The following is a 22078-nucleotide window of genomic DNA, read 5'->3' on the forward strand; positions in this document are numbered from 1 at the left end:
AGACAAGGACGCTGGGTCAGACAAGGACGCTGGGCCGGACAAGGAGGAACCGTGCGGCCGTTCCGGTTCGGGGTGAACATGCTTGCGGTCTCGGCGCCGGGGGAGTGGTCCGCGGCGGCCCGCCGGGCCGAGGAGCTGGGCTATGACGTGCTGCTCGTTCCGGATCATCTCGGCCTGCCCGCGCCGTTCCCCGCGCTTGTCGCCGCCGGTGCCGCCACCGGCCTGCGGGTCGGCACGTTCGTGCTCAACGCCGCCTTCCACAACCCGGCTCTGCTGGCCCGCGACGTCGCGACCACCGACGTGCTGACGGCGGGGCGGCTGGAGCTGGGGGTCGGCACGGGTTACGTGGCCGAGGAGTTCGCCGCCGCCGGCATCCCGTTCGGCACCGCGAAGGACCGCGTCGACACCCTCGAGCGGGTCATCGACGCGGTGTACGGCGTGCTGGCCGATCCCGCCGCCGCGCCGCAGCCGGTGCAGCGGCCGGTGCCGCTGGTCGTCGGCGGCAACGGGGACCGGATGCTCACGCTGGCGGCGCGCCGGGCGGACATCGCCGCGTTCACCGCCGCCGCCTTCGACCCGGCGAACCCGGGCAACCTGCGGCCGCTGTCCGGGGACGCGTTCGCCGAGCGGGTCGCCTTCTTCGACAAGGTCGCCGGCGAGCGGGCCGGCGAGATTGAGCGCAACCTGCTCTTCCAGGCCGTCACGGTCACCGACGACCGGCAGGCGGCGCTGGCGGCGTGGGTGCCCCGGCTACGGCACCTGAGCGCCGAGGAGATCCCCACGGTCCCGACGCTGCTGGCCGGCACCGTCGAGCAGATCGCCGACCAGGTGCGCGGCCTGCGCGAGCGGTTCGGCATCACCTATTTCACCGTCCTGCAGCCCGCCCTGGAGGCGTTCGCCCCGGTGATCGCCGCGCTGCGCCGCGACTGAGCGCGCCACCGGCCCCGCGTCCGCGCGTGCGGTCGTGGGCTGGCTGGAGCGTGATCGTGCGCCGGCCGAAACTCGGTCGCCATCGGTCCAGCGGTCTGCCACGATCGGGCGATGTCGCGCGGATTCGAGGAGTTGGTCGACGAGGCCGCGGCGCCCGTCGACGGCTGGGACTTCTCCTGGCTCGATGGCCGGGCCAGCGAGCAGCGGCCGTCGTGGGGGTACGCCCGCCTGGTGAGCGAGCGGATGGCCCGCGCCGACGCGGCCCTCGACGTGCAGACCGGTGGCGGTGAGATGCTCGCCGGGGTGCCGCACCTGCCCCGTCGCACGGTCGCCGTCGAGTCCTGGCCGCCGAACATCGTGCGGGCGGCAGCGGCGCTGCACCCCCGCGGCGTCCACCTCGTCGCCGCGGACGGTGATCACACGCTGCCGTTCGCCGACGAGACGTTCGACCTCGTCGTCAGCCGGCACCCGGTGGCGACCTGCTGGCCGCAGATCGCCCGGGTGCTGCGGCCCGGCGGCGGTTACCTGTCCCAGCAGGTCGGCCCGGCCAGCGTCGGCGAGCTGACCGAGTACTTCCTCGGCCCGCAGCCGGCCTCGGCCCGCGGCCGCCGCCATCCCGACGGCGCGCGGGCCGCCGCCCACGCCGCCGGCCTGGCGGTCGTCGACCTGCGGATGGAGACGCTGCACACCGAGTTCCGCGACGTCGGCGCCGTGATCTACTTCCTGCGCAAGGTGGTCTGGATCGTTCCCGGCTTCACCGTCGAGCGCTACCGCGAGCGCCTCGCCGAGCTGCACGAGCGGATCCGCGCGACCGGCCCGTTCACCGCCCGCACCACCCGCTTCCTCATCGAGGCCCGCCGCCCGCACGATTGACTTGACGCGCCGGGGCGGTCAGCGGCGGACGGTCCAGTGGCGTGGGTCGCTCGCCGCCGGGAGGTAGCGGCAGGTCAGGCCGGTGGTGATGGTGGCCTGCAGCTCGGCGCCGAGATCGGGGTCGGCGGCGGCGATCGCGTCCAGGGCGCGCCTGACCGCCTTGCGTACGGCCGTGCGGGCGCGTTCGGCTGAGGTGCGCAACGCCCGGCTGCGCCCGCCGAGGCCGACGACGGCGCGCAGGTGCTCGGCCAGGGCATCCCAGTCGGCCTGGAGTTTGCCGGCTCGCTCGGTGTCGCCGTCGGCCTCGGCCGCCGAAGGGGTCGAAGACCCGGCGGCCGTCTCGGCGTGGGTACCGGAGGCGTCGATGCCGGCGGACGTGATGCCGGCGGACGTGATGCCGGCGGACGTGATGCCGGCGAGTTCGGTGTCGGCCGCGCGCAGCAGGGCGGCCCACTGGGCGGCGCGGACCGGCAGGCCCATCGCCACCGCCTCGGCGTGGGCGGCGGCCAGCAGCGTCCGCGCCCGCGCCCGGAGCCGGCCCGCGTGGTCAACGCGTCGGCGAGGTCGACCTGGGACAGGGCGGTGCCCGGCCGGTTGCCGAACCGCCGGTTCGCGGCCACGGCGCGTTCGTGGTGGCGCACGGCTGCGTCGGCATCGCCGAGAGCCAGGGCGACGAGGTGGTGCAGCGCGGCGCGGGCCTCGTCGAGCCGGCCGGCGCGGGCCGCCATCATCGCGGCGCCCGCGGCGAAGGCGAAGTCGCCCGCGGTGAGCGTCGGGGAGGCGGCTGCCTCGGCCGCGAGGTCGAGCAGCTCCCCGTCGCGGCCCTGCATCCAGCGGATGCTGGCGAGCTGCGCGCCGTAGAACGCCTCGGCGTCCGCGTCCCCGACGGCCAGGCCGAACTCCAGGACGGTGCCGGCCGCGGCCGCCGCCTGCGCCAGCCGGCCCGCGCGCACCAGCCTCATCACGTCCATCGCCGCGACGATGTAGAGGACGCTCTGGCAGGCCAGGGCGTCGGCCCGCACCCGCAGCTCGGCGAGCGACCGCTCGGCCCGCGCGTCGCCGAGATGGAACAGGTCCACCGTCCGCCACAGCAGTCCCAGCAGTGCCAGCATGCCGTCCCCGGCGCTGGCGGCGACCGTGAGCAGCTCCTGCACGAGGGCCAGCTTCACCAGGTTGTGCTCGGGTCCGAGCATCGCGTGATGGGTCAGCGACAGCGCCTCCGCCAGGGCCGGGGCGTCGCCCGTCGCCCGGACCTCCGCGAGCGCCGCCAGCGCCCGCGCGGGCGTCGCGCCGTCGTAGACCGACTCGGCGGCGAGCCGGACCGCCAGCCGCCCCCGCAGCGACGCCCCCTGCCGCCGGGACGGGTCGCTCGCCGCCCCGGAGCCCTCCGCCGCGCGGGCAGGGTCGGCCAGCGCGCCGAGGGCGGCGCGTTGCAGGGCCAGCACGCGCCGGCGGTCGATGGGATCGCGGTGCTCGTTGAGCCAGACGCCGCCCAGGCCCAGCGCCGCACGGGCCAGCAGGTTCGGGTCGTCGGCCCCGTCGACGGCATCGGCCGCGCGGGCGAAGGCCTCGCGGGCGGCGGACAGCCGGCCACAGGCAAGGATCGCCTCGGCCCGTTCGACGAGCAGCGCGGCCCGGCCCGCGGCTGCCGGCCACGGATCGGACACGGCGACGGCGGCGTCGAGCAGGGCCGCGGCCTGCTGGTAGTCGAAGCCGCGGCGCATGTACCGGGCGGCGGCCCGGCAGGCCACCACCGCGCGCTGCGCATCCTCGCCGGAACGGGCGGCCGCCTGCAGGGCGTGATGGGCGCGCAGCGTCAGCCGGTCCGCCCGGTCCGACGCGCCGATCAGGGCGGCGGCGGTGGCGTGCGCGTCGAGGCGTTCCCGCGGACGCAGCGTCGCGGCGGCGGCGCTGAGGATGACGTCATGCCCGAACCGGAAGCGGTCGGCGCCCTCCGGCTCGACGAGCCCGACCCGCCGCGCCTCGGCGAGCGCGTCGAGGACGGCGTCGACGGGCCGGCCCGCCAGCGCGGCGACATCGTGGACGGCCACGGTCCGGCCGAGCACGGCGGCCAGGGCCAGCGTTCGGCGGCCGTCCGCGTCCAGGCGGTCGATGCTGTCCGCCACCGCCTGCTCCACGCCGGCAAGGCCCGCCTGCGGGGAGCCGTGCGCGACGACCCGGCTGACGAACAGCGGATTACCGCCGGTGATGGCGAGCACGGTCCGGGCCAGGTCCTGACCGGTAGGGCGCCCCTCGCAACCGCCTGCGCCGATGGCGCTGGCCGGGTCGATGGTGCTGGCCGGAGGGGCGTCGGCGGTGTGCACGTCGTCCAGCACGATCATGGTGGGCCGGTCGGTCAGCCGTCGCGTCAGCAGATCGGCGACCGCCTGGAAACGGGTGAACCGTTCCGGGGCGGCCGACTCGTCGCCGAGCCCCTCGGCGAGCGGATGGCCGCCCGGCATGCCGCTCACCGCCGCCAGCACCGCCGCCAGCACCGCCGGCCAGGGCCACAGCGGCGGCGCGCCGCCGTAGGGCCAGCAGCGTCCCCACTCGACCCGGAAGCCGGCCTGCTCGGCCTGCGCGGCGGCCCGTTCGCACAGGTACGTCTTGCCGATCCCCGCCTCGCCGGAGACGACGACGACCTGGCGCCGCTCGGCCGCCGCCTTCGCCGTGAGCCGGGCCAGCAGCGCCAGCTCCTCCCGGCGGCCGACGAACGCCCCCGCACCCGTGGGTACGGGGGCGAGCACGCCGTCGTGTGCCAACCTCGTCCACTCCCACCGTGCCCCGCGCGGCCCCGACGATGCGGCCGGACGTGGCCACTCCCGCCGAATCCTAGGAATGTCCGGGCGTCCGCGGGCCGCGCTGTCGTCAGGACGACGTGCCGATGGCCGCCACCGCGGCGGTCGCGGGGCGGCGGCACACCGGTGGCACATCCGCGGCACGCCCTGAGGGACGACTGCCGACGCCGGACCCGGGCGGCGACTCCCGCACGGTGTCGGCCTCCGGGCCCGGCAGGGGCGTGCCGGCACCGATCCGGCCGGATCCGCGAACAACCGGATCCGCGAGCAACCGGATCCGCGAGCAACCGGAGGATTGTCATGGCGGACCATCGGGTGGCGACCGTGGGCACGTTTGTCGAGCCGATGGGCATGATCCGGTCGGCGGTGGGCGGCGCGATCGGGGGTGCCGTGGGCGCGGCCGTGGCCGCCAGCGGCTCCGCGGACGGAGCGGTGCTGGCCCGAGGCCAGATCGGCTATCTCGGTGTCTTTCCCGGCGAGGTCATCCTCTTCGCCGCCAAGCGGGGCGCCTGCCGGCCGAAGCCGACCGACGCGGTGATCGCGGCGGCGCCGCGGCCCGTCGTGCGGCTCGCCCAGGTCAACAAGGGAAAGATTGCCGGCGTGCTGGAGATTCATCTTCACGACGGCACGGCGTGGCGTTTCGAGGTGCCCCGCGTGCATCTCGGCGGCGCGCAGAAGGTCGCGGCCGTGCTTTCCCGGAACGCCTACTGACGGCGCCCCACCGGTCCGGTGCGCCCGCGCCGGCGGCGGCGGTGCGCGGCGAGGCCGCGGCCCACCGCACGGCCGAGCAGGAACAGCACGAACAGCATGCCGGCCGCCGGCAGCGCCAGGACGACGGCGGCCGCGGCGTCGACGGCCGCGGTCAGCACCTGCCCATCACCGATCGCCGAACCGGCGGGCACGAGCTGCGCCCAGACGGCCCGAGCCGTCCGGGGCACGACGAACGGCACGGACACGAGCAGCATCACCAGGTTGACTCCGATCGCGGGCGCGGCCAGCAGCGCCCAGGCGGTCACCACCAGTCGAGCCCGCCGGGTCAGCCCGGTCAACCGCGCGCCGCCGGCCAGCCCGGCATGTCCCGCACCGCCGGGCGGGGCCGGCTGGTCGCCGGACAGCTCCCCGGCGGACGGCGGCCGGCGCCGGCCGGGCAGGACCGAGCGCAGCGCCGGGACCATCCGACTGAACAGGTCCGGCACCCCGGCGAGGTCCCCCATGATGTAGTAGCCGTCCAGCCGCACGAACGGCGCGAGCTGGCGGGCCGCGTCGACGTGGGCGAGCACGATCGCGGTCACCAGGACCTCGGCGTGGCTGACCGCGAGCGCGCCGCACAGCAGCAGCGCGTAGAGGCCGTTGAAGTAGATGCCGCCGAGGTCGGTGCGCAGCCGGCCGCGCCGGCTGAGCCGGTAGGAGTCCGTGACGTCGGTGAAGAACGCCGGCCACACCAGGTACATGCCGAAGCCGATCACGCCGGGTCGGGCGCCGCCGTAGCGGCAGGCGGCGGCGTGCCCGCACTCGTGGACCAGGGCACCGGCCAGGGTCAGTCCGACCACCGCCAGCATCAGCGCCGGGGTGGCCAGCACCGCGGCCGCGCTGTCGGCGACGCTGTGCCGGCGCAGCGCCCAGACGTCCGCCGCCACCAGCAGAGCGAGCAGGCCGGCGACGGCCGCCGGCCGGAACAGCACCGCGAGGACACCGCCCAACCGGGCCACCACCGGCGCGGGCAGCAGGGTTCGCCGGGCGGCGAGGGTGAACATCGCCGCCGCCCGGGGCGTCGGGGTGGCGCCGCCCGCGGCGGCGATGAGGCCCAGCGGCATCAGCCGGTCGGCGATCAGGTAGTGGACGTCGGCCCCGCTGACCGCTCGGCCGTCGCGCGCGGCCACCCGGCCGGCGATCGCCCCGACGTCGCGGGTGCCGTCCGCCGCCGCGAGGATGTGCGCGAGCAGCTCGGTGAGCGCGACGACCTGGCCGTCGCCCCGGCGGGCGAGCTGGACCGGCCGGTCCAGGCCGGAGCCGGCGAACTCACCGAGCAGGGTCAGACCGTCGGCCCGGCACGGTCGGGCGGGCACCATACCGGCCGCGCCGCCCGCCGCGCCGGGCTTGCCGCCCGCCGCGCCGGGCCCGGCGCGGTGCGGTGCCGAGGGTCGCGCATCGTTGCCCGGCTCCCCGGCGCGGAGCTGGCCCCCGGGTCCCACGGCGGTCGCCGGACCAGGGGTGGGCAGCGGGCGGATGTCGGTCATCTCGGCCGTCCGTCGCAGGTCGGATCAGTGGTCGTTGATCTGGAATATGATGTTGATACTGGGTACCAGCGAGATGAGGATCGGTAGGATCCCGCCGAGGATCTGCGGTTCGCCGTGCGCATCTATGTTGGCCATGTTCGACCAGGGCGAGTTGACCGGGAAAAACGTGGGATCGAATTCCCGGCGGCCGATCTCCACGGTTGCCAGCGTCAGCCTTTCGGGTAGTAGCTCCGCCTGCTCCAGGGCGAACTCGGGGCGTTCCCCGTCGATTCCGTCCAGAGTTTCATTGTGCATTCTTCCCCCGTCGTGATCCAGTCTCCCTGACTGCTCGGACGGGTGGCACGCTAGCCGCCGTAAAACCTGGCGGCGAGGAACTCAGCCTGGCGTGTCATGCGGTACTCCGTACACGGTCTGACTGCGCTTCGACCGGCCCACGGGTCTGGGGGCCCGCGTCACCACTGGTTGATGTGATTCCAACTGCTGACGATGGATTCGACGAAAGACCCGCTGCTGTAGGCGATCTGCGGTTCGCTGTTGCTCTCGATATAGGAGTTGTTGCTGCCCGGGGAATTGACCGGGTAGTTGCTCGGGTCGAACTCCTGGCGGTTGATCTCGACGGCGGCGAGGGTGAGGCGGTCGGGCAGCAGCTCCGCCTGCTCCCGGGCCAGCTCCGCGGCGTCCAGTCCGCTGCCGGTACTCATCATCTGGCTCCGTTCGGCTCATGGGGTCGCGGGACGTGCGAACGAATGCGGCGCTCCGGCAGGCCCCCGGCCGCGCCGGGGCACTCGGTCGCGAACGACGGCGCAGCGTCCGCGACGGCCGACCGGTACCCCTGGACTGTAGGAGCGCCCATGACTGACCGCAACATGATGGGTCCGCTCCGGTCACGGCTGGCGGGGGTGGGTCGCATCGGCTCCCGGGGAGGCGAACGGCGGGGAGCGCGGACCGCCGCGGCGGGGGTCGAGGCCGGGCGAGGTGTCCGGATGGACGGACCTCAGCATGGAAGCCATGAGTTCCCCCGCCGACGCCCACGACCAGCACCGACACCCGGGCGCTGCCGGACGTTCCCGCCCCCGCGCCCGCATCCGCAACGAACGGGTCGTCTTCACCCGGATGAGTTCCTCGCAGGACCGCGCGGCGGACCTGATCACGTCGTTCGCCGGATCGCTGCCCTTCGTGTACCTGCACGCCGTCTGGTTCGGCGGCTGGATCCTGCTCAACGAGGGTGTGTTCGGCGACGCCGCGGTGTTCGACCGCTACCCGTTCGGACTCCTCACGATGATCGTCAGCCTGGAGGCGATCTTCCTGTCGACGTTCGTCATGGTCAGCCAGAACCGGGCGGACGTCCGGCAGAACCTGCGCGCCGATCTGGACTTCGAGACCAACCTGCGCTCCGAGGTCTGGTCGGTGCACATCGGCCGCGCCCTCGGCCTGGACCCCGACGAGATCGAACGGCACGTCCAGGAGACCCTCGCCCACGCCCGCACCGAGATCAGCACCGGCCATCCCGCGCCGCTGGACCCCGACCGTCTGTGATCCCGACCGTCTGTGACCCCGACCGTCTGTGACCCCGACCGTCTGCGACCTCCAGCCGGTCCTGGCCCGACCGGTCCTGGCTCACCCGGGGATCCGGAGGCGGGTCAGCGGCGAGCGGCCCGGCCGTCCAGCGGGCCCGGCACGGGGCCGGAGACCTCGTCGAGGCGGGCGGTGTGCTCCTCGGGCAGGGTGATCTCGAACCCGGCGAGATTCTGTTCGTACTGTTCGAAGGTGCGCGGCCCGATGATGACCGACGTGACGCCGGGACGGGCGGCGGCCCAGGCGAGCGCCACCGCCGCCGGCGTCGTGTCAAGCTCGGCGGCGACCTTGGCCACCGTCTCGGCGATGTCCAGCCCGCGTTCGGTGACGATCCCGTCGGCGAAGCGCTGGGCGGTCGGGGCGCCCCAGGCGCGCAGGCGGGCGACGCGGGTGTCGGCGTCCGGGCCCCTGTCGCGGCGGTAGCGCCCGGCGAGGACCCCGCCGGCCAGTGGGCTGTAGATCAGGGTGCCCACGCCGTGGCGGGCGCAGACCGGCAGCACCTCGGCCTCGATGTCGCGCGCGACGAGGGAGTACTGCGGCTGGAGGCTCACGAACGGGGTTGCGTGGATACGCTCGGCCGCCCACTGCGCCTCGACGATCCGGCTGGCGCTGTAGTTCGAGCAGCCGAGGTAGCGCACCTTGCCGGCCCGCACGAATCCGTCCAGGGTCGCCATCGTCTCCTCGATAGGCGTCTCGTCGTCCGGCTGGTGCACCTGGTACAGGTCGACGTAGTCGGTGCCGAGCCGGCTCAGGCTCGCGTCCAGGGCGCGGGTCAGGTGCACCCGGGACGAGCCGCGGCCGTTCGGGCCGGGGCCGGCGGGCATGTGTCCCTTGGTGGCGAGGACGACCTCGTCGCGGCGGGCGGCGATGGCCCGCCCGACGATCTGCTCGGACTGCCCGCCACCTCCGCACCGGACGCCCCCCGGGCCGCAGCCTCGTGGCGGGAGGCTCGGCGGCCGTCGTCGGTCTCGGTCGGGTAGGCGGTGAGGTCGCCGGGGTCGTGCCCGCCGGCGGTCCGCGCCCCGGGCGTGGCCGGGGCCGCGCGCAGGCCGGTCAGGGCGAATCCGACCAGACAGAGGGTGCCGGCCGCGGCGAGCGCGAACCACGGTGACCAGCCGCCCGGGGGGTTCCACTGCGACCGGCCGAGGAACCAGACGGGGCCGCCCGTCCCGACCGCGTAGCGGCGGGCGTTTGCCCACAGCCCGACGAGGTGGACCGTGGCGACCAGCAGCGGCACGGCGATCTGCAGCGGCAGGCGCACAGCCGCCGGCAGCCGAGCCGCCCGCCGGGTGATGATCTCCCCGGCGGCCAGCGGCAGCAGCACCGCGAGCGGCAGCAGGTACCGCCCGTACACCGGGAAGCGGGTCTGGCGCAGCACCACGACGTCGAGGCCGACGGCCACCACCGCGGCACCGACGAGCATGGCCACGAACCCCAGCCGGGCCCGCCAGGGGCCGGCGGCGAGCGCCACCAGGGCGAGGACGGCGACGGCGAGCCACCAGATCCGGTAGGCGTACGTCGGCATCGGCAGGCTCGCCCAGCCGAACACGCCGACCCACTGCCGCACCCAGGCGTCGGCGTCGTGGGGCAGGCGCTGCAGCCCCTCGACGACCAGCGCCCGGCGGATCCCCGGATGCGGCTGCACGGCCCGCTCCCACAGCGCCGTCGCCACGACACCGCCCGCGGCCAGGCCCAGCCACGGCACCGGCCACGCCCGCCACCACCGTTCGCGCGGCGCGTGGCGCCGGGCACCGGCCCGAACCACCTCGCCCGTGGCGACCGGCGTCGATCCGTCGTCGCGGGTGCGCCGCTGGGCGAGCATCAGGCCGACGAGCGGGGCGAGCAGCACCCAGGCGGGTCCGGTGGGTCGGGACAGGGCCAGCAGCGCGCCGACGACGCCCACCGCCGGCCAGGCCCAACGGGGCGGACCCGGTGCCCGACCCATCCGCAGCACCAGCGCGAACAGCGCGATGGCGGCCGCGATCTCGATGCCGTTGGTGCCGAGCACGGAGCCCATGAACAGCACCATGGGCGACGCGGCCAGCAGCACCCCGGCGACGGAGAGCGGGCCCGCGGGGCCGCTCCACGCCGCGGCGACCGCGACAGCGAGCAGCCCGGCCACGAGGGCCGCGGTCACCGCCCGCCCGGTGTAGAGCGCGCCGAGCGCCGTGTGTGTGCGCGCCATCGCCGCGCCCGGGACGGCGTAGACGTACGGCTCGTAGGTCCCGACGTAGCTCAGGGCCCGCGTCGCCGGTGGGCGGGGGTGCGGCCGGTCGAGGCAGCTCACCGACAGCCAGTTGCGGAACAGGTTGCAGGGGAAGCCGGCCGGGCCCGGGTCGAGACCGGCCGGCAGCCGGAAGACCCGGCTGTTGCGGTTGATCCAGTCGATGCGTTCCGGGGCGCCGGGCTGCGCGCCGAACGCCGGATGCGCCAGCCGCCCCGGCGTGCCCGACCACTGGCCGGTGCCGGCGCCGACCTCCTTGACGAAGTTCGCCGGCTCGTCCGGCCCGAAGCCCGGCGCGTTGCTGCCGACCCATGCCGCGAGCAGCAGGCCGAACCCCGCCACGAGCAGGAGCCGGGCGAGCCGGCCACGACCGTGCATGCGCGACGTCCCCCGCCCGCGCCCCGGCGGGCGCGTCGACTGCCGTCCGGGTCGAGTTTCTCACCCCATGTCACGACAAGTATGGGCGACAGCGACGAACGGCCGCCTGGCGGGCACCCGGCGGTGGCCCGTCCGGTCATCGGCCCAGCTGCCCGACGATGGTGAGATCGGTGATCGCGTCGTCGTCGTCGGCGAGCAGCAGGGCCTTGCTGAGGATCGGCGAGAGCGTGCGGTCGCCCTCGAACGGCAGGGACACGCCCTGCGGATCAACGCCCGCGCCGCGACCCGGGACGATGCACAGGTACCGGCCGTCCGGCTCGACCAGCCGCCCCCGTGCCAGGCGCGCGCTGAGCCGCGCATTGTGCTCGGCGACCTCCTGGTGGACCCTTCGCCGGATCGGCTCCCGCAGCGTCAGCCTCTCCTCGAAGATCTCCAGGGCCCAGGCGTCGTCGCGCGCGCCACCGAGCGTCTCGTCCACGAACCTCACCATCGGCATGGCCTGGACGCTAGGCCCCACCTCCGACAGCAATCGGGACCCGCCCATTCCGGGCGTCGCGAACCCGCCGACGGCGGCGACTTCTATAGCCTTCTGGCATATATGTCCCCTACATCCGTCCCGACAACATATGTCCCTCATGTCATGCGGTGGCGGTCCGCCCGATCCCTGGGACACCGACGGACGTTGCTGTCCAATGGTTACGCATGACTGGGTGGACCATCACAGATTGAAACTCGTCAGCGGTCCGGATCGTTGGGTTCGGTGCAATCCCCGTCACCATCCGCGGCAGACCAGGTGGACGTCGTGCACCGCGACTGCTGGTAGTGACCAAGACGAGAACCCTCGTCTACGACGCCACCCCCGGGCCGCCCGTTCGGGTGAACCCTTCCATCGCGCCGATCTTCGAGGAGTTGGACATGACCCCACCGGTCACCCCGCCGTCGCCGTCGCGACACAGCCACTCGCCGCCCGTCTCGGCGAGCCAGCGCCACAGCCAGCCGCACGGCTCGCGCCGGTCGCGGCGGGCGGCCGCCCCCGGGGAGGGGTGGCGTCCCGACCTGCAGGCCTCCCTCGTCGTCTTCGTCGTCGCTCTGCCGCTGTCGCTGGGCATCGCCGTCGCCTCCGGGGCCCCGGTCGCGGCGGGCCTGCTCGCCGCGGTGGTCGGCGGCATCGTCGCGGGAGCCCTCGGCGGCGCCCCGCTGCAGGTCAGCGGCCCCGCCGCGGGCCTGACCGTGATCGTCGCCGATCTGGTCAACACCTACGGGTGGCGGGTCACCTGTATGATCACGGTCGGCGCCGGTCTGCTGCAGATCCTGCTCGGCCTGTGCCGCGTCGCCCGAGCCTCCCTCGCCGTCTCACCCGCCATCGTCCACGGCATGCTCGGCGGCATCGGCCTCACCATCGTCCTCGGCCAGATCCACGTTGTACTCGGCGGGAAGGCCGACAGCCACGCCTTGGACAACATCCGGGCGATACCCGAGGCGATCATCAGCCCGCACGGCCCGGCGACCGCCGTCGGTCTGGCCACGATCGCGACGATCCTGCTCTGGCCGCGGCTGCCGCAGGCCGTCCCGGGCGCCATCCGCCGCATCCCGGCCTACCTCATCGCCGTCGTCGTGGGCACCGCGTTCGCCGCCGCAGTCGGTTTCGACGTGCCGCGCGTCGACCTGCCCGCGTCCCTGTTCGATGCGGTCGCCCTGCCCGAGCTGCCCGACGGCGACTGGGCCGGCATCGCGCTGGGGATCTTCACCGTGGCGATCGTCGCCAGCGTCGAGTCGCTGCTGTCCGCCGTCGCCGTCGAGCAGCTCGCCACCTCGAAGGGCTGGCGGGGGCCGCGCGCCGACCTCGACCGTGAGCTGCTGGGCCAGGGTTCGGCGAACCTCGTCTCCGGTATCATCGGCGGCCTGCCGATCACCGGCGTCATCGTGCGCAGCTCGACCAACGTCGTCTCCGGCGCGCGCACCCGCGCCTCGGCGATCCTGCACGGCGTCTGGGTGCTGGCGTTCGCCCTGTTCCTCGGGTTCGCCGTGGAGTGGATTCCGCTGGCAGCCCTGGCCGGCCTGCTCGTCGTCGTCGGGGTGCGGCTGGTCGACGTGGCCCACCTGCGCCACGTCCGCCGGCACGGCGAGCTGCCCGTCTACGTGGTGACGCTGGTCGGTGTCGTCTCCCTGGACCTGCTGCAGGGCGTCGCGCTCGGGCTGGTCACCGCGCTCGGCCTGGTCCTGCGCCGGGTCCTGTGGTCCAGCGTCCGCCTGGTGCACAGCGACGAACTCTGGCAGGTGGAGGTCGAGGGGACGCTGAGCTTCCTGTCGCTGCCGCGCCTCGCCCGGGTCCTCGGCCGGATCCCGGTCGGTGCGCCCGTCTCGATCGAGCTCATCGTCGACTACCTCGACCACGCCGCCTACGAGCACCTGCGCGGCTGGTGCGCCAACCATGAGGCGTCCGGAGGGGTGGTCAGCGTCGACGAGATCGGCCAGGTCTGGTTCCGTCGGGTCGACGTCGCCGAACACCGCCGCTCGGTGACGCCACACCTGCCGCGCTGGTTCGCCCCCTGGTCGCAGTGGCAGGAGCTGGAACAGACCACCGACCCGCAGGCCGGGACGGCCGACGGCGCGCAGCCCGCGGCCGTCCAGGTCGACCACGTCGGCACGATGCTCGTCGGCGTCAACGAGTTCCATCGCCGGGCGGCGCCGCTGCTGCGCGGCACGTTCGACGGCCTCGCCGAAGGACAGCAGCCCTCCGCGCTGTTCCTCACCTGCGCCGACTCGCGGATCGTCCCGAACATCATCACCAGCAGCGGCCCGGGTGACCTGTTCACCGTCCGCAACGTCGGCAACATCGTCCCGAGGCACGGCACGCGCCACCCGGCCCCCGCCACCCCCGATCCCGACCGGCTCCGGGCACCGGACGGCACCGGTCCCGGTGAGACGGGCCCCGGCGGGATCGGCCTGGGCATGGCTTCGGGTGTCGGCATGGCCGCCGGGGTCGGGATCGCGCCCGGTACCGGCCCGTTGCCCGGCATCGTCGTCCCACCGAGCGACCTGTCGGTCACCGCCGCGCTCGACTACGCCGTCGAGGTGCTGCGGGTGCCCGCGATCGTCGTCTGCGGCCACTCCGGCTGCGGCGCGATGAACGCGCTGCTCACCGGCGCGTTGCCGGGCCAGTCGGACTCGGCGCTCGCCGGCTGGCTGTCCCACGCCGCCGCGTCGCTGACCCGCACGCCCCCGCCGGGGACGGAGGACCTCCCGCCGGTGGAGCGCCTCGGCCGGGCCAACGTCGCCCAGCAGCTGGACAACCTGCGGGAGCAGCCGGCCGTGCGCCGGGCCCTCGCGGAGGGCACGCTGGAGCTCGTCGGGATGTACTTCGACATCGGGCGCGCGCAGATCTCGGTCCTCGACGAGGAGACCGGTCGTTTCGTCGACCCGGCGGACGCGCTGACGAAGGCTCCCGCCGAGCAGGGCCCGGGTCGGCGCTGGGACACGCCGGCACGCGGGACGCCGGCGCTCGCGGGCGCCGGCGCCGAGGGGGGGCTCCGCCGAGCAGGCGGCGCCGCCCACGTCGGGCGGACGCCGCGGGCGGCGGCTGCCCTCGGCGGACTAGCCGGCGGTCAAGCGTCTACGTCCCCGCGGCCCGGGATGCCGTCGGGGACGTGGACGCCCGCCGTGCCGGCGGCGGGGCCGGCGGCCCCGCCGGGGACAGGCGGGCGAGCATCGCCGGCACCTCGCCGGTGTGCAGGACGCCGAGGGACCGCGTCGCCCGGGTCAGCGCGACGTAGAGGTCGTGCGCGCCGCGCGGGGACTCGGCGAGGACCCGGTCCGGGTCCACGACGAGCACCGTGTCGAACTCCAGCCCCTTGGCCTCCCGGATCCCGAGCACGACGACCGGCGCGGACAGCCGGGCGCCGCCGCCGGTCTCGGCGTCCGGCACGGCCGCCCGCACCGCGGCGGTCAGCTCGGCGAGCCGCCCCGCCGGCACCAGCACGGCGAGCTGGCCGGCGGCCAGACGGTCCAGCTCGGCCAGGACCGTGCGGGCGAGCACCGCGCCGAGCTCGCCGTCGGTCACCCGCAGCCGCCAGGGCTCGAGGCCGAGCGCGCGCACCGACCGCGGCGGTTGCTGTGGTGGGCGCAGCGTCGCGAGCACGTCGGCGGCCACCGCCATGATCTCCGCGGGCGTGCGGTAGTTCACCGTCAGCGACTCCTGCCGCGGCCGTGAGCCGGTCGCCGTGTAGGGGGCGAGGACGCGTTCCCACGACGTCGTGCCCGCCGGGTCGCCGGTCTGGGCGATATCCCCGACGATCGTCATCGACCGGGTCGGGCAGCGGCGCATCACCATCCGCCAGGCCATCTCCGACAGCTCCTGCGCCTCGTCGACGACGACGTGCCCGAACGTCCACGTCCGGTCCGCCAGCGCCCGCTCGGCGATCGTCCGAAGGTCGGCGTCCTCGTGCCGGTCGGCGAGCCGGCCGGCGTCGATCAGGTCGGTCGCCATCATGATCTCGGGGTCGTCCTCGACGTCGCGGGAGATGATGTCGAGCACGCCCTGGGCGTAGGCCACCCGGGCCAGCCGGTCGCGCAGCGCCGCGGCGCGGGCCGCCCGGTCGTCCTCACCGAGCAGCTCCGCCGCCTCGTCGAGCAGCGGGATGTCCGCGGCGGTCCAGCCGCCGGCCGGCCGCGGCCCCCCGCCGGTGCCGGGCTCATCGCCGTCGCCGATCGCGCCAGTCCCGCTGTCGGTGCCGCTGTCGGTGCCGCTGTCGGTGCCGGTAGCGCTGCTGGTCCCGGATGCGCCACCGGTCGCGCCGGCGGTGGCGTCGCGCAGGTCGCGCAGCCAGGCGTCGTCCGGGTCGGTGCCGTCCTCCGCCAGCGGCCGGTGCAGCAGGCGCCGTTCGGCGGCGGTCAGCTCCGGCGCCGCCGACGCGAGCGTGCCGGGGTCCGCGTACAGCTCGGCGACGAGCTGCTCGGGGCTCAGCACCGGCCACAGCTCGTCCAGCGCCGCCCGCACGGCCGGATCGGCGCGCAGCTCCCGGCGCAGCTGGGCCAGGTCGTCGTCGTCGAGCAGGCTGGTGCTGCCGAAGCCGGCCGGGGCCAGCAGGTCGAGCGCCTCCGGGTCGGCCTCCAGCACCTGCGCGGTGATCGTCTCGGCGGCGTAGCCGTCGGCGACCTGGCGGGCCAGCGCCTCGATCACGGCCCGTACGAAGATGGTCCGGGCCTGGTTGTGCAGCTCGCCGGACTCCCGGGCGAGCGCGCGGGCCCGGGCGCAGGTGCTGCGCTCGAGCAGCAGCAGGCGTTCCTCGGTGTGGATCTCCAGTGTCTGCCCGCGGGGCAGCCGCTGCCGGTCGCGGACCGCCGCGGCGAGGACGTCGGCCAGCACCGCCCGACCCTTGAGCTCGGCCAGCGCCGGCTCCTCCGGCCGGTCCGCCCTCGCCGCCGGGTAGAGCGCCTCGACCGTCGCGCTGACCACGCTGGTCTCGCCCAGCGACGGCAGCACGTTCTCGATGTAGCGCAGGAACGTCGGGTGCGGCCCGACGACCAGCACCCCGCTGCGGGCGAGCCGGTCGCGGTGGGTGTAGAGCAGGTAGGCGGCGCGGTGCAGGGCGACCGCCGTCTTGCCGGTGCCGGGCCCGCCCTGGACGACGAGGATCCCGCGGTGGTCCGAGCGGATGATCCGGTCCTGCTCGGCCTGGATGGTCTCGACGATGTCGCTCATCCGGCCGGTGCGCGCGGCGTTGAGGGTGGCGAACAGCGCCGGCTCGCCGACCAGCTCGGTGGCCGCGGTGAGCTCGAAGACGTCGTCGTCGAGGCCGGTCACCTCACGGCGCCGGGTCGTGATGTGACGGCGCCGGCGGACGCCGAGGCGCGCGGCCCCGGTCGCCACGTAGAACGGTCGGGCGGCGGGGGTCCGCCAGTCGATCAGCAGGGGCTCGTAGTCCGCGTCCTCGTCGAAGATGCCCATCCGGCCGACGTAGCGCAGCTCGCCGCCGTCGAAGTCCAGCCGGCCGAAGCACAGGCCGTTCTCGGCGGCGGTGATCCGGGCCAGCGTGGCCGCGCAGTCGGCGCTGGCCGCGTCCCGCTCGAACCGGGCCCGGGGCAGGCTCTCGGACTGCCGGAGAACCGTGCGCAGCCGGGTCGCGGTGCGCCGGCGAAGCTCGTCGAGCCGATCGTAGAGAGCGGAGACGTACGCCTGCTCGGATTCGATGTCATCTGTTGACAAACCGGCCCCATCCCTGCTATTGTCAAGCGCGCATAAATCTATTTCATATGCTGCCTTTGATGAAGTCTAGCCAGCCAGTATCAGGCTTCCACAATGGTGGCGGTCCGGCAGCCCCGAGCTGGCGGTCGAAAGCCGTGGCCCGTCGATTCTCGTGGGTACACGTCGGCGTTCAGGCCCGTCCGAAGCGTGCCGCCAGGAAGGCGGGCTCGCGGCAGAGCCGGGCGTAGCCGGCGGGGTCGCGTTCGGCCAGCTGTCGAGCAGCGCGCCGAGGGGCTTCGCCAGATCGGCACGGTGTCGGTGCGCTGCCGCAACGGCGCCGCGAGCCGCTCGTAGGCGTCCAGCGCCCGCTCGTCGGGTCCGTTCACCACCTCATTATCGGGCCGGCGACGAAATGCCCCGCGTGGTTGCCCGTTCGGGTATCCGTCCAGGGACGCCGGGCCGACCCGGCGTAACAGCCGCCGATCCCCTCGAAAGCGCGCCGATCCCCTCCAAAGCGGAGGCGGCCGGGCGCGGGAACGGCGACGCTCGCGGATGTGGAACGCGCTTCCGAGAACGGCCCGGTTCCCACCCAGCAGAAGGCGTCGTCGGCACCGTCCGCCGCCGAACACGATCCGGTGCTCACCTACGGCAAGGAGGACGACGACGGCGTCCGGCCGTGGGCGCGCCACGACCGGACGATGGCGCGGACCGGCGTGCGCACGATGGCCCGCCGGCTGCCGGGACTGCTGCGGCTCGCCTGGTCCCTGGCCTGGGAGGCCGACCGGGCCGGCCTCGTCGTCATGGTCGTCCTACGGGTGCTCGCCGGCGTCGTCGAGGCGGGCGGCCTGCTCGCGGTCGCCGGCGCGCTGACCGCCGTGCTGCGCGACGGCCCCACCCCGCAGCGGTTGCGTGACGCGCTGCCCGCCCTCGTCCTCGTCGTCGCCGCCGAGGTGCTGCGCAGCGGCCTGGCGGCGGCGACCAACCTGGTGCGGGTGCGCCTGGGCCCCCGGGTGGACCGGGTCTGCCTGGTTCGGCTGCTCGACCTCGCCACCCGCACGTCGATCATGGCCTTCGACGACCCGCGCTTCGTCGACGACCTCGACGCCGCGGAGCGCGGCGCCGCCAGCGGGCGCCAACTCGTCGACAACGCCATCGAGATGCTGACGTCCGTGGTCCGCATCGCCGCCGCGGGCAGCGTGCTCGGCGTCCTGCATCCGGTTCTGCTGCCCCTGCTGGTGCTGTCGATCCTGCCGGACGGCTGGGCGTCGCTGCGCTCGGCCCGGCTCGCCCACGCCTCCTGGCTGGGCCGGCTGCGCCAGGTCCGGCGCCAGTACATGCTCCGCTACCACATGACCGCCCGGGAGTGCGCTGCGGAGATCCGCTCGTTCGGCCTCGGTCGTTTCCTGCTCGACGAGTACACGATCCTCGCCCGCGAGCAGGAGGCCGAGCAGGTCCGCGTCGGCCGGGGCCAGGCGCGGTACCGGCTGACCGGGGAGGCGGTGTCCGGGCTCGCCCTCGGCGTCGTCTACGGGACGCTGATCGGCCTGCTCAACGCCGGGGTGATGCCGCTGGCCGCCGGGGGCACGGCGGTGCTCGCGATCCGCACGGGCCGCAGCGCCCTGGCCTCGGCCCTGACGACCCTCAACACCGCGTACGAGAACTTCCTCTACTTCGGCGAGTACCGCGCCTGGATCGCGCAGGCGAGCCAGCTGGTGCCCGAGCCCCGGGAGCGTGCGGCGCCGGCGCGGCCCGCGGTGGTCCGGGCCGAGAACGTCGCCTACACCTACCCGCGCACCGACACCCCGGCCCTGCGTGGCGTCACCGTCGAGCTGCGCCGGGGCGAGGTCGTCGCCTTCGTCGGGGTGAACGGCAGCGGCAAGTCGACGCTGGCGAAGATCCTCGCCGGCCTGTACGAACCGGACACCGGCACCGTGAGCTGGGACGGTGTCGACCTCGCCGGCGTCGATCCGGACAGCGTCCGGGAGAGCATCTCCGTGATCCCGCAGGACTACACGCAGTGGCCGATGTCGGCCCGGCTCAACATCGCCGTCGGCCGGATCACCCGGCTCGCCGCGGACGGCCCGGACAGCGTCATCCCCGCGGCCCGCGCCACCGAGGCCGACGAGGTGATCGAGAAGCTTCCGCACGGCTACGACACGTCGCTGGGGTGCAAGCCAAGGCTAACATACGTCCATGGATGGCGTTAAGAGGGCACTTGGGTACGGGCGACGATCCGTGCTGGATGCCCGGCAGGGCAAGAGCGTAGGGGAGCAGGAAGCGGTCTACCGGGCCGACTGTGACGAGCACGGGTGGCAGGCTGCCGCCTACTACGTCGACGACGGGGTCTCGGCGTCGCGGTATGCCCGCGGGACGCGGGAGGGGTGGCCCGACCTGCTATCCGCCCTACGGGCGGGTAAGGGGGACCTGCTGTGGCTGTGGGATGCGTCCCGCGGTGGCCGCGAGTTGGAAGCGTGGGCAAACTTCCTGACCTTGTGTCGGACGCTCGGCATCCTGGTCTACGTGTCGACCCATGGGCGCACCTACGACATGGTGCGCCCGGTCGACTGGGAGACGCTCGCCTATGACGGTGTCCGCTCAACCGCGGACTCGGATAAGAAGAGCCTCGATGTCCGTCGGGGGATGCACGGGTCCGCTAAGGCGGGCAGGCCGCACGGGCCGGTAACCTACGGCTACCGGCGGGTTTACGGCGATCGTCGCCAGCTCGTGGCGCAAGAACCCGACCCGATGGCGTCGACCGCCGTTAAGCTGATCATCAATGGGCTTGCCCATGGCAAGCCATCAAATGCGATCATTCGCGAACTCGAAGGGCTAAACATACCGTCCCCGAAGGGGGGGTCGTGGGGGCATTCGACGATTCGGAGTGTCGCCACCAATGAGGCATATCTTGGAAGGCGGCTCTACAACGGCACCCGGTATGACGCGATGTGGCCGGCTCTCGTGGACGAATCCGCATTCTATGCCGCACAGAGGACGATCAATCAGAAGCGGGACGAGAAAGGGCGATATGGTCGTCCTAATGCGGTCAGGCATCTACTGTCATATCTTGCCGAGTGTGATGTCTGCAAGAAGCATCTTCGCGCGATGAAAATGCGGGGCCACTACTACTATTCCTGCCCGACCCGGCAGGCCGCGACAGTGCTAGGCACTGTCGAAGAGTATGTGACTCGGCTTGCCGTGGCTAGGCTCGCCCGGGAGGATATCGCGGCTACGCTGCTACGCCCGGACGACACGGCCATGCTGGACGCCCGGCGGGAGGTCGAAGTGTTGAAGGCCAGGCTTACCGATGCGTCCACCGCGTACGCCAAAGGTCGGCTCACTATTGACCGGCTTGGCGAGGTCGAGGCGGAGCTACTGCCCCAGCTCGACGCCGCACAGAAGCGCGCCGAGACGGTGGCGCTTCCTCTGGCGATTCGCGGGCTGGTGATGGACGCCCGGGGGGATGAGAAATTGATCCGTCAGCGATGGGACGACGATCTGACGATCGTGGCCCGGAGGGATATCCTTCGGGTGCTCTTCGAGTACATACGCCTGCGGCCTGCGAACGGCGCTCGCGCGCCGCGGGGCGTGTTCGATCCGGACCGGCTAGACCACCGGTGGCGGGGGCAGACGTAGGGGTCGTCCTGGTACTGTTAGTTCTGCCGGGCCAGATGGCCCGACAGCTCACGCTGTCTCTTCGTACGCTCAGGCATCCCCGGAGGATGCCGGCCGTCAGGGGCACGTCGGTAGCTAACGCGATCCCCACATCGGGGGGCGCGCCTACTGGCGTGCCCCTTGTGCGTTGCCGAGGAGACAGATTGGCAAGCTCAGAAGATCGGCGGGTGGAGATGATCGCCCGTCAGGAAGCGGCGATCGCCGCATCGGTCGCCACGGCACCCGAGGTCGGCCCAGAGGCTCTAGCCCTGCTGGCCCGGTACTTCGCCCCGTCGGCGCGGCCGGTTGTACAGCCTGCGGCGGACGCCCCCGTCGAGGTCATGGCCGCGTAAGCCGCGGGCACGTCGGACCGATACCAGACACCATGATCGGCCCGTGAGACCGCGTGGCGTATGCCTGCGCCGTACGTGAACCCGCAGGCCGGGAAGGGTACGCCCCGCGCGGGCGGGGGCGGGATGATCGAAAACCGGAAAATTTTCCGGTAAACGATGTACGCCCCGCGCGGGCGGGGGCGGGAACTGGCTGATTCCGCCATTTTCGACTAGCTCTTTGTCTTCCCCGCGTAGGCGAAGGTTAGACGATCTCTAGCGCCAATTGGCGTCGGAGATCAACTACCCGCGAACGAGGCGGTAGCCCGCGAACTCGCCCCCCTGCTCCCCAACCCCGACGTCATGGCGGACGCGGAAGCCATTCCTATGCTCACGAATCGATCAATCAGGGGAAGACGAGACATGATCCTATTGGGCCGTCAAGGTGTTTGCGACCGGTGTGCAGCGCCGATCAGGTTCGTGCGCTTCCCCGGCGACGCCAAGTTCATTCCGGTCGAGGACTTCCCGATCGGGGTGAACCCGGAGTACGGGGAACCGCCCCGGCTTGATTGGGCGCATCCGCCTGCGGCGCTGGTAGCCCATGGGCGCGGTTCGTGCCGCGGTGGTCACGAGTGAACGTGCACATCGAAGGAGGCCACATGAAGAGGGCGCCGATCCGGCTAGACATCGTCCCCACGGACAATCGGGCGCGATGGCTTTACATGATTACCGATGACGCCCCGGGTGGAGAGACCTCGACCGGGGTCTATGGCGGCAGCTTCTATCAGCTCTATCTGAACGTGTGCGCCGAGTATCCGGGACGCCCCGTTGACGGGTGGGTTGAGATCCCCGTGGGGGTCGCAGCCGACAAGCCGACCGTAGTTAAGATCTGAGACGGA

16 protein-coding genes and 1 pseudogene are annotated in these 22078 nt (G+C 73.6%); 9 read left to right on the forward strand and 8 right to left on the reverse strand.

Annotation, left to right across the window (positions count from 1 at the left end; all coding sequences use genetic code 11):
* Nucleotides 1-51 precede the first annotated feature (51 nt).
* Both FRAQA3DRAFT_RS00985 and FRAQA3DRAFT_RS00990 read left to right on the forward strand, forming a co-directional pair.
* Nucleotides 52-930, forward strand: coding sequence for a TIGR03621 family F420-dependent LLM class oxidoreductase (locus FRAQA3DRAFT_RS00985; protein ID WP_009399283.1), 879 nt, complete (start codon nucleotides 52-54; stop codon nucleotides 928-930).
* 111 nt (nucleotides 931-1041) lie between these two features.
* The gene (locus FRAQA3DRAFT_RS00990) at nucleotides 1042-1803 is read left to right on the forward strand and encodes a class I SAM-dependent methyltransferase (protein WP_009399284.1); all 762 of its coding nucleotides are present in this window, start codon (nucleotides 1042-1044) and stop codon (nucleotides 1801-1803) included.
* Between the two features lie 74 nt (nucleotides 1804-1877).
* On the opposite strand, the gene FRAQA3DRAFT_RS31110 is transcribed toward FRAQA3DRAFT_RS00990, so the two are convergent.
* Nucleotides 1878-4565: an AAA family ATPase gene (locus tag FRAQA3DRAFT_RS31110; RefSeq protein WP_009399285.1), complete on the reverse strand. Its 2688-nt coding sequence runs from the start codon at nucleotides 4563-4565 to the stop codon at nucleotides 1878-1880.
* Between the two features lie 336 nt (nucleotides 4566-4901).
* Here FRAQA3DRAFT_RS31110 and FRAQA3DRAFT_RS01005 point away from each other — a divergent pair, with 336 nt between their 5' ends.
* Nucleotides 4902-5312, forward strand: a complete 411-nt coding sequence (locus tag FRAQA3DRAFT_RS01005) for a hypothetical protein (protein ID WP_009399286.1) — start codon at nucleotides 4902-4904, stop codon at nucleotides 5310-5312.
* On the opposite strand, the gene FRAQA3DRAFT_RS01010 is transcribed toward FRAQA3DRAFT_RS01005, so the two are convergent.
* From FRAQA3DRAFT_RS01010 to FRAQA3DRAFT_RS01020, 3 genes are all read right to left on the reverse strand, one after another.
* Nucleotides 5306-6838 carry a hypothetical protein gene (locus FRAQA3DRAFT_RS01010; RefSeq protein WP_009399287.1) on the reverse strand — a complete coding sequence of 511 codons (1533 nt, stop codon included), beginning with the start codon at nucleotides 6836-6838 and terminating at the stop codon, nucleotides 5306-5308. The two genes, FRAQA3DRAFT_RS01005 and FRAQA3DRAFT_RS01010, sit on opposite strands and share 7 nt — an antisense overlap.
* A 24-nt stretch (nucleotides 6839-6862) precedes the next feature.
* Entirely contained in the window at nucleotides 6863-7132 is a 270-nt protein-coding gene (locus FRAQA3DRAFT_RS01015) for a hypothetical protein (protein ID WP_009399288.1), read from the reverse strand.
* 158 nt (nucleotides 7133-7290) lie between these two features.
* Nucleotides 7291-7542 carry a hypothetical protein gene (locus tag FRAQA3DRAFT_RS01020; RefSeq protein ID WP_232291854.1) on the reverse strand — a complete coding sequence of 84 codons (252 nt, stop codon included), beginning with the start codon at nucleotides 7540-7542 and terminating at the stop codon, nucleotides 7291-7293.
* A 304-nt stretch (nucleotides 7543-7846) separates the two neighbouring features.
* On the opposite strand from FRAQA3DRAFT_RS01020, the gene FRAQA3DRAFT_RS01025 reads away from it, so the two are divergent.
* Nucleotides 7847-8374, forward strand: coding sequence for a DUF1003 domain-containing protein (locus FRAQA3DRAFT_RS01025; protein WP_035920408.1), 528 nt, complete (start codon nucleotides 7847-7849; stop codon nucleotides 8372-8374).
* Between the two features lie 104 nt (nucleotides 8375-8478).
* Here FRAQA3DRAFT_RS01025 and FRAQA3DRAFT_RS01030 read toward each other — a convergent pair whose 3' ends face one another.
* From FRAQA3DRAFT_RS01030 to FRAQA3DRAFT_RS31115, 3 genes are all read right to left on the reverse strand, one after another.
* Nucleotides 8479-9297: an aldo/keto reductase gene (locus FRAQA3DRAFT_RS01030; protein ID WP_232292073.1), complete on the reverse strand. Its 819-nt coding sequence runs from the start codon at nucleotides 9295-9297 to the stop codon at nucleotides 8479-8481.
* The gene (locus FRAQA3DRAFT_RS01035) at nucleotides 9186-11015 is read right to left on the reverse strand and encodes a DUF2142 domain-containing protein (RefSeq protein ID WP_232291856.1); all 1830 of its coding nucleotides are present in this window, start codon (nucleotides 11013-11015) and stop codon (nucleotides 9186-9188) included. The genes FRAQA3DRAFT_RS01030 and FRAQA3DRAFT_RS01035 overlap by 112 nt, the downstream gene beginning before the upstream one ends.
* Before the next feature lie 136 nt (nucleotides 11016-11151).
* Complete coding sequence (locus FRAQA3DRAFT_RS31115) at nucleotides 11152-11505, reverse strand: hypothetical protein (RefSeq protein WP_157466979.1); 354 nt, start codon at nucleotides 11503-11505, stop codon at nucleotides 11152-11154.
* 425 nt (nucleotides 11506-11930) lie between these two features.
* Here FRAQA3DRAFT_RS31115 and FRAQA3DRAFT_RS32255 point away from each other — a divergent pair.
* Nucleotides 11931-14534: pseudogene (locus tag FRAQA3DRAFT_RS32255) on the forward strand (SulP family inorganic anion transporter); the annotation flags it as partial.
* Nucleotides 14535-14628: 94 nt separating this feature from the next.
* On the opposite strand, the gene FRAQA3DRAFT_RS01045 reads toward FRAQA3DRAFT_RS32255, so the two are convergent.
* A complete protein-coding gene (locus tag FRAQA3DRAFT_RS01045) occupies nucleotides 14629-17220 on the reverse strand; it encodes an ATP-binding domain-containing protein (protein WP_009399292.1) in 2592 nt (863 codons plus the stop codon).
* A gap of 533 nt (nucleotides 17221-17753) precedes the next feature.
* On the opposite strand from FRAQA3DRAFT_RS01045, the gene FRAQA3DRAFT_RS01050 reads away from it, so the two are divergent.
* The 4 genes from FRAQA3DRAFT_RS01050 to FRAQA3DRAFT_RS01060 all read left to right on the forward strand — a co-directional run bounded on the left by FRAQA3DRAFT_RS01050 (nucleotide 17754) and on the right by FRAQA3DRAFT_RS01060 (nucleotide 22072).
* Nucleotides 17754-19406, forward strand: a complete 1653-nt coding sequence (locus tag FRAQA3DRAFT_RS01050; RefSeq protein ID WP_009399293.1) for an ABC transporter ATP-binding protein — start codon at nucleotides 17754-17756, stop codon at nucleotides 19404-19406.
* Nucleotides 19393-20832: a recombinase family protein gene (locus tag FRAQA3DRAFT_RS01055; protein ID WP_009399294.1), complete on the forward strand. Its 1440-nt coding sequence runs from the start codon at nucleotides 19393-19395 to the stop codon at nucleotides 20830-20832. Before FRAQA3DRAFT_RS01050 ends, FRAQA3DRAFT_RS01055 begins: the two co-directional genes overlap by 14 nt.
* A gap of 182 nt (nucleotides 20833-21014) precedes the next feature.
* Nucleotides 21015-21203 (forward strand): hypothetical protein, encoded by a 189-nt coding sequence (locus FRAQA3DRAFT_RS34395; protein ID WP_157466982.1) that lies wholly within the window; start codon nucleotides 21015-21017, stop codon nucleotides 21201-21203.
* Between the two features lie 635 nt (nucleotides 21204-21838).
* Entirely contained in the window at nucleotides 21839-22072 is a 234-nt protein-coding gene (locus FRAQA3DRAFT_RS01060; protein WP_009399296.1) for a hypothetical protein, read from the forward strand.
* The last annotated feature ends 6 nt before the right edge of the window (nucleotides 22073-22078 follow it).

It is taken from the genome of Frankia sp. QA3 (assembly GCF_000262465.1).
Classification (GTDB): Bacteria; Actinomycetota; Actinomycetes; order Frankiales; family Frankiaceae; genus Frankia.

What these genes read in the sequence shown, in the direction of transcription:
- FRAQA3DRAFT_RS01055 (WP_009399294.1), top strand. Translation starts at nt 19,393, where the DNA reads ATGGATGGCGTTAAGAGGGCACTTGGGTACGGGCGACGATCCGTGCTG.
- FRAQA3DRAFT_RS01060 (WP_009399296.1), top strand. Translation starts at nt 21,839, where the DNA reads ATGAAGAGGGCGCCGATCCGGCTAGACATCGTCCCCACGGACAATCGG.
- FRAQA3DRAFT_RS01015 (WP_009399288.1), bottom strand. Translation starts at nt 7,132, where the DNA reads ATGCACAATGAAACTCTGGACGGAATCGACGGGGAACGCCCCGAGTTC.
- FRAQA3DRAFT_RS01020 (WP_232291854.1), bottom strand. Translation starts at nt 7,542, where the DNA reads ATGATGAGTACCGGCAGCGGACTGGACGCCGCGGAGCTGGCCCGGGAG.
- FRAQA3DRAFT_RS01010 (WP_009399287.1), bottom strand. Translation starts at nt 6,838, where the DNA reads ATGACCGACATCCGCCCGCTGCCCACCCCTGGTCCGGCGACCGCCGTG.
- FRAQA3DRAFT_RS01025 (WP_035920408.1), top strand. Translation starts at nt 7,847, where the DNA reads ATGAGTTCCCCCGCCGACGCCCACGACCAGCACCGACACCCGGGCGCT.
- FRAQA3DRAFT_RS00990 (WP_009399284.1), top strand. Translation starts at nt 1,042, where the DNA reads ATGTCGCGCGGATTCGAGGAGTTGGTCGACGAGGCCGCGGCGCCCGTC.
- FRAQA3DRAFT_RS31115 (WP_157466979.1), bottom strand. Translation starts at nt 11,505, where the DNA reads ATGGTGAGGTTCGTGGACGAGACGCTCGGTGGCGCGCGCGACGACGCC.
- FRAQA3DRAFT_RS01005 (WP_009399286.1), top strand. Translation starts at nt 4,902, where the DNA reads ATGGCGGACCATCGGGTGGCGACCGTGGGCACGTTTGTCGAGCCGATG.
- FRAQA3DRAFT_RS01035 (WP_232291856.1), bottom strand. Translation starts at nt 11,015, where the DNA reads ATGCACGGTCGTGGCCGGCTCGCCCGGCTCCTGCTCGTGGCGGGGTTC.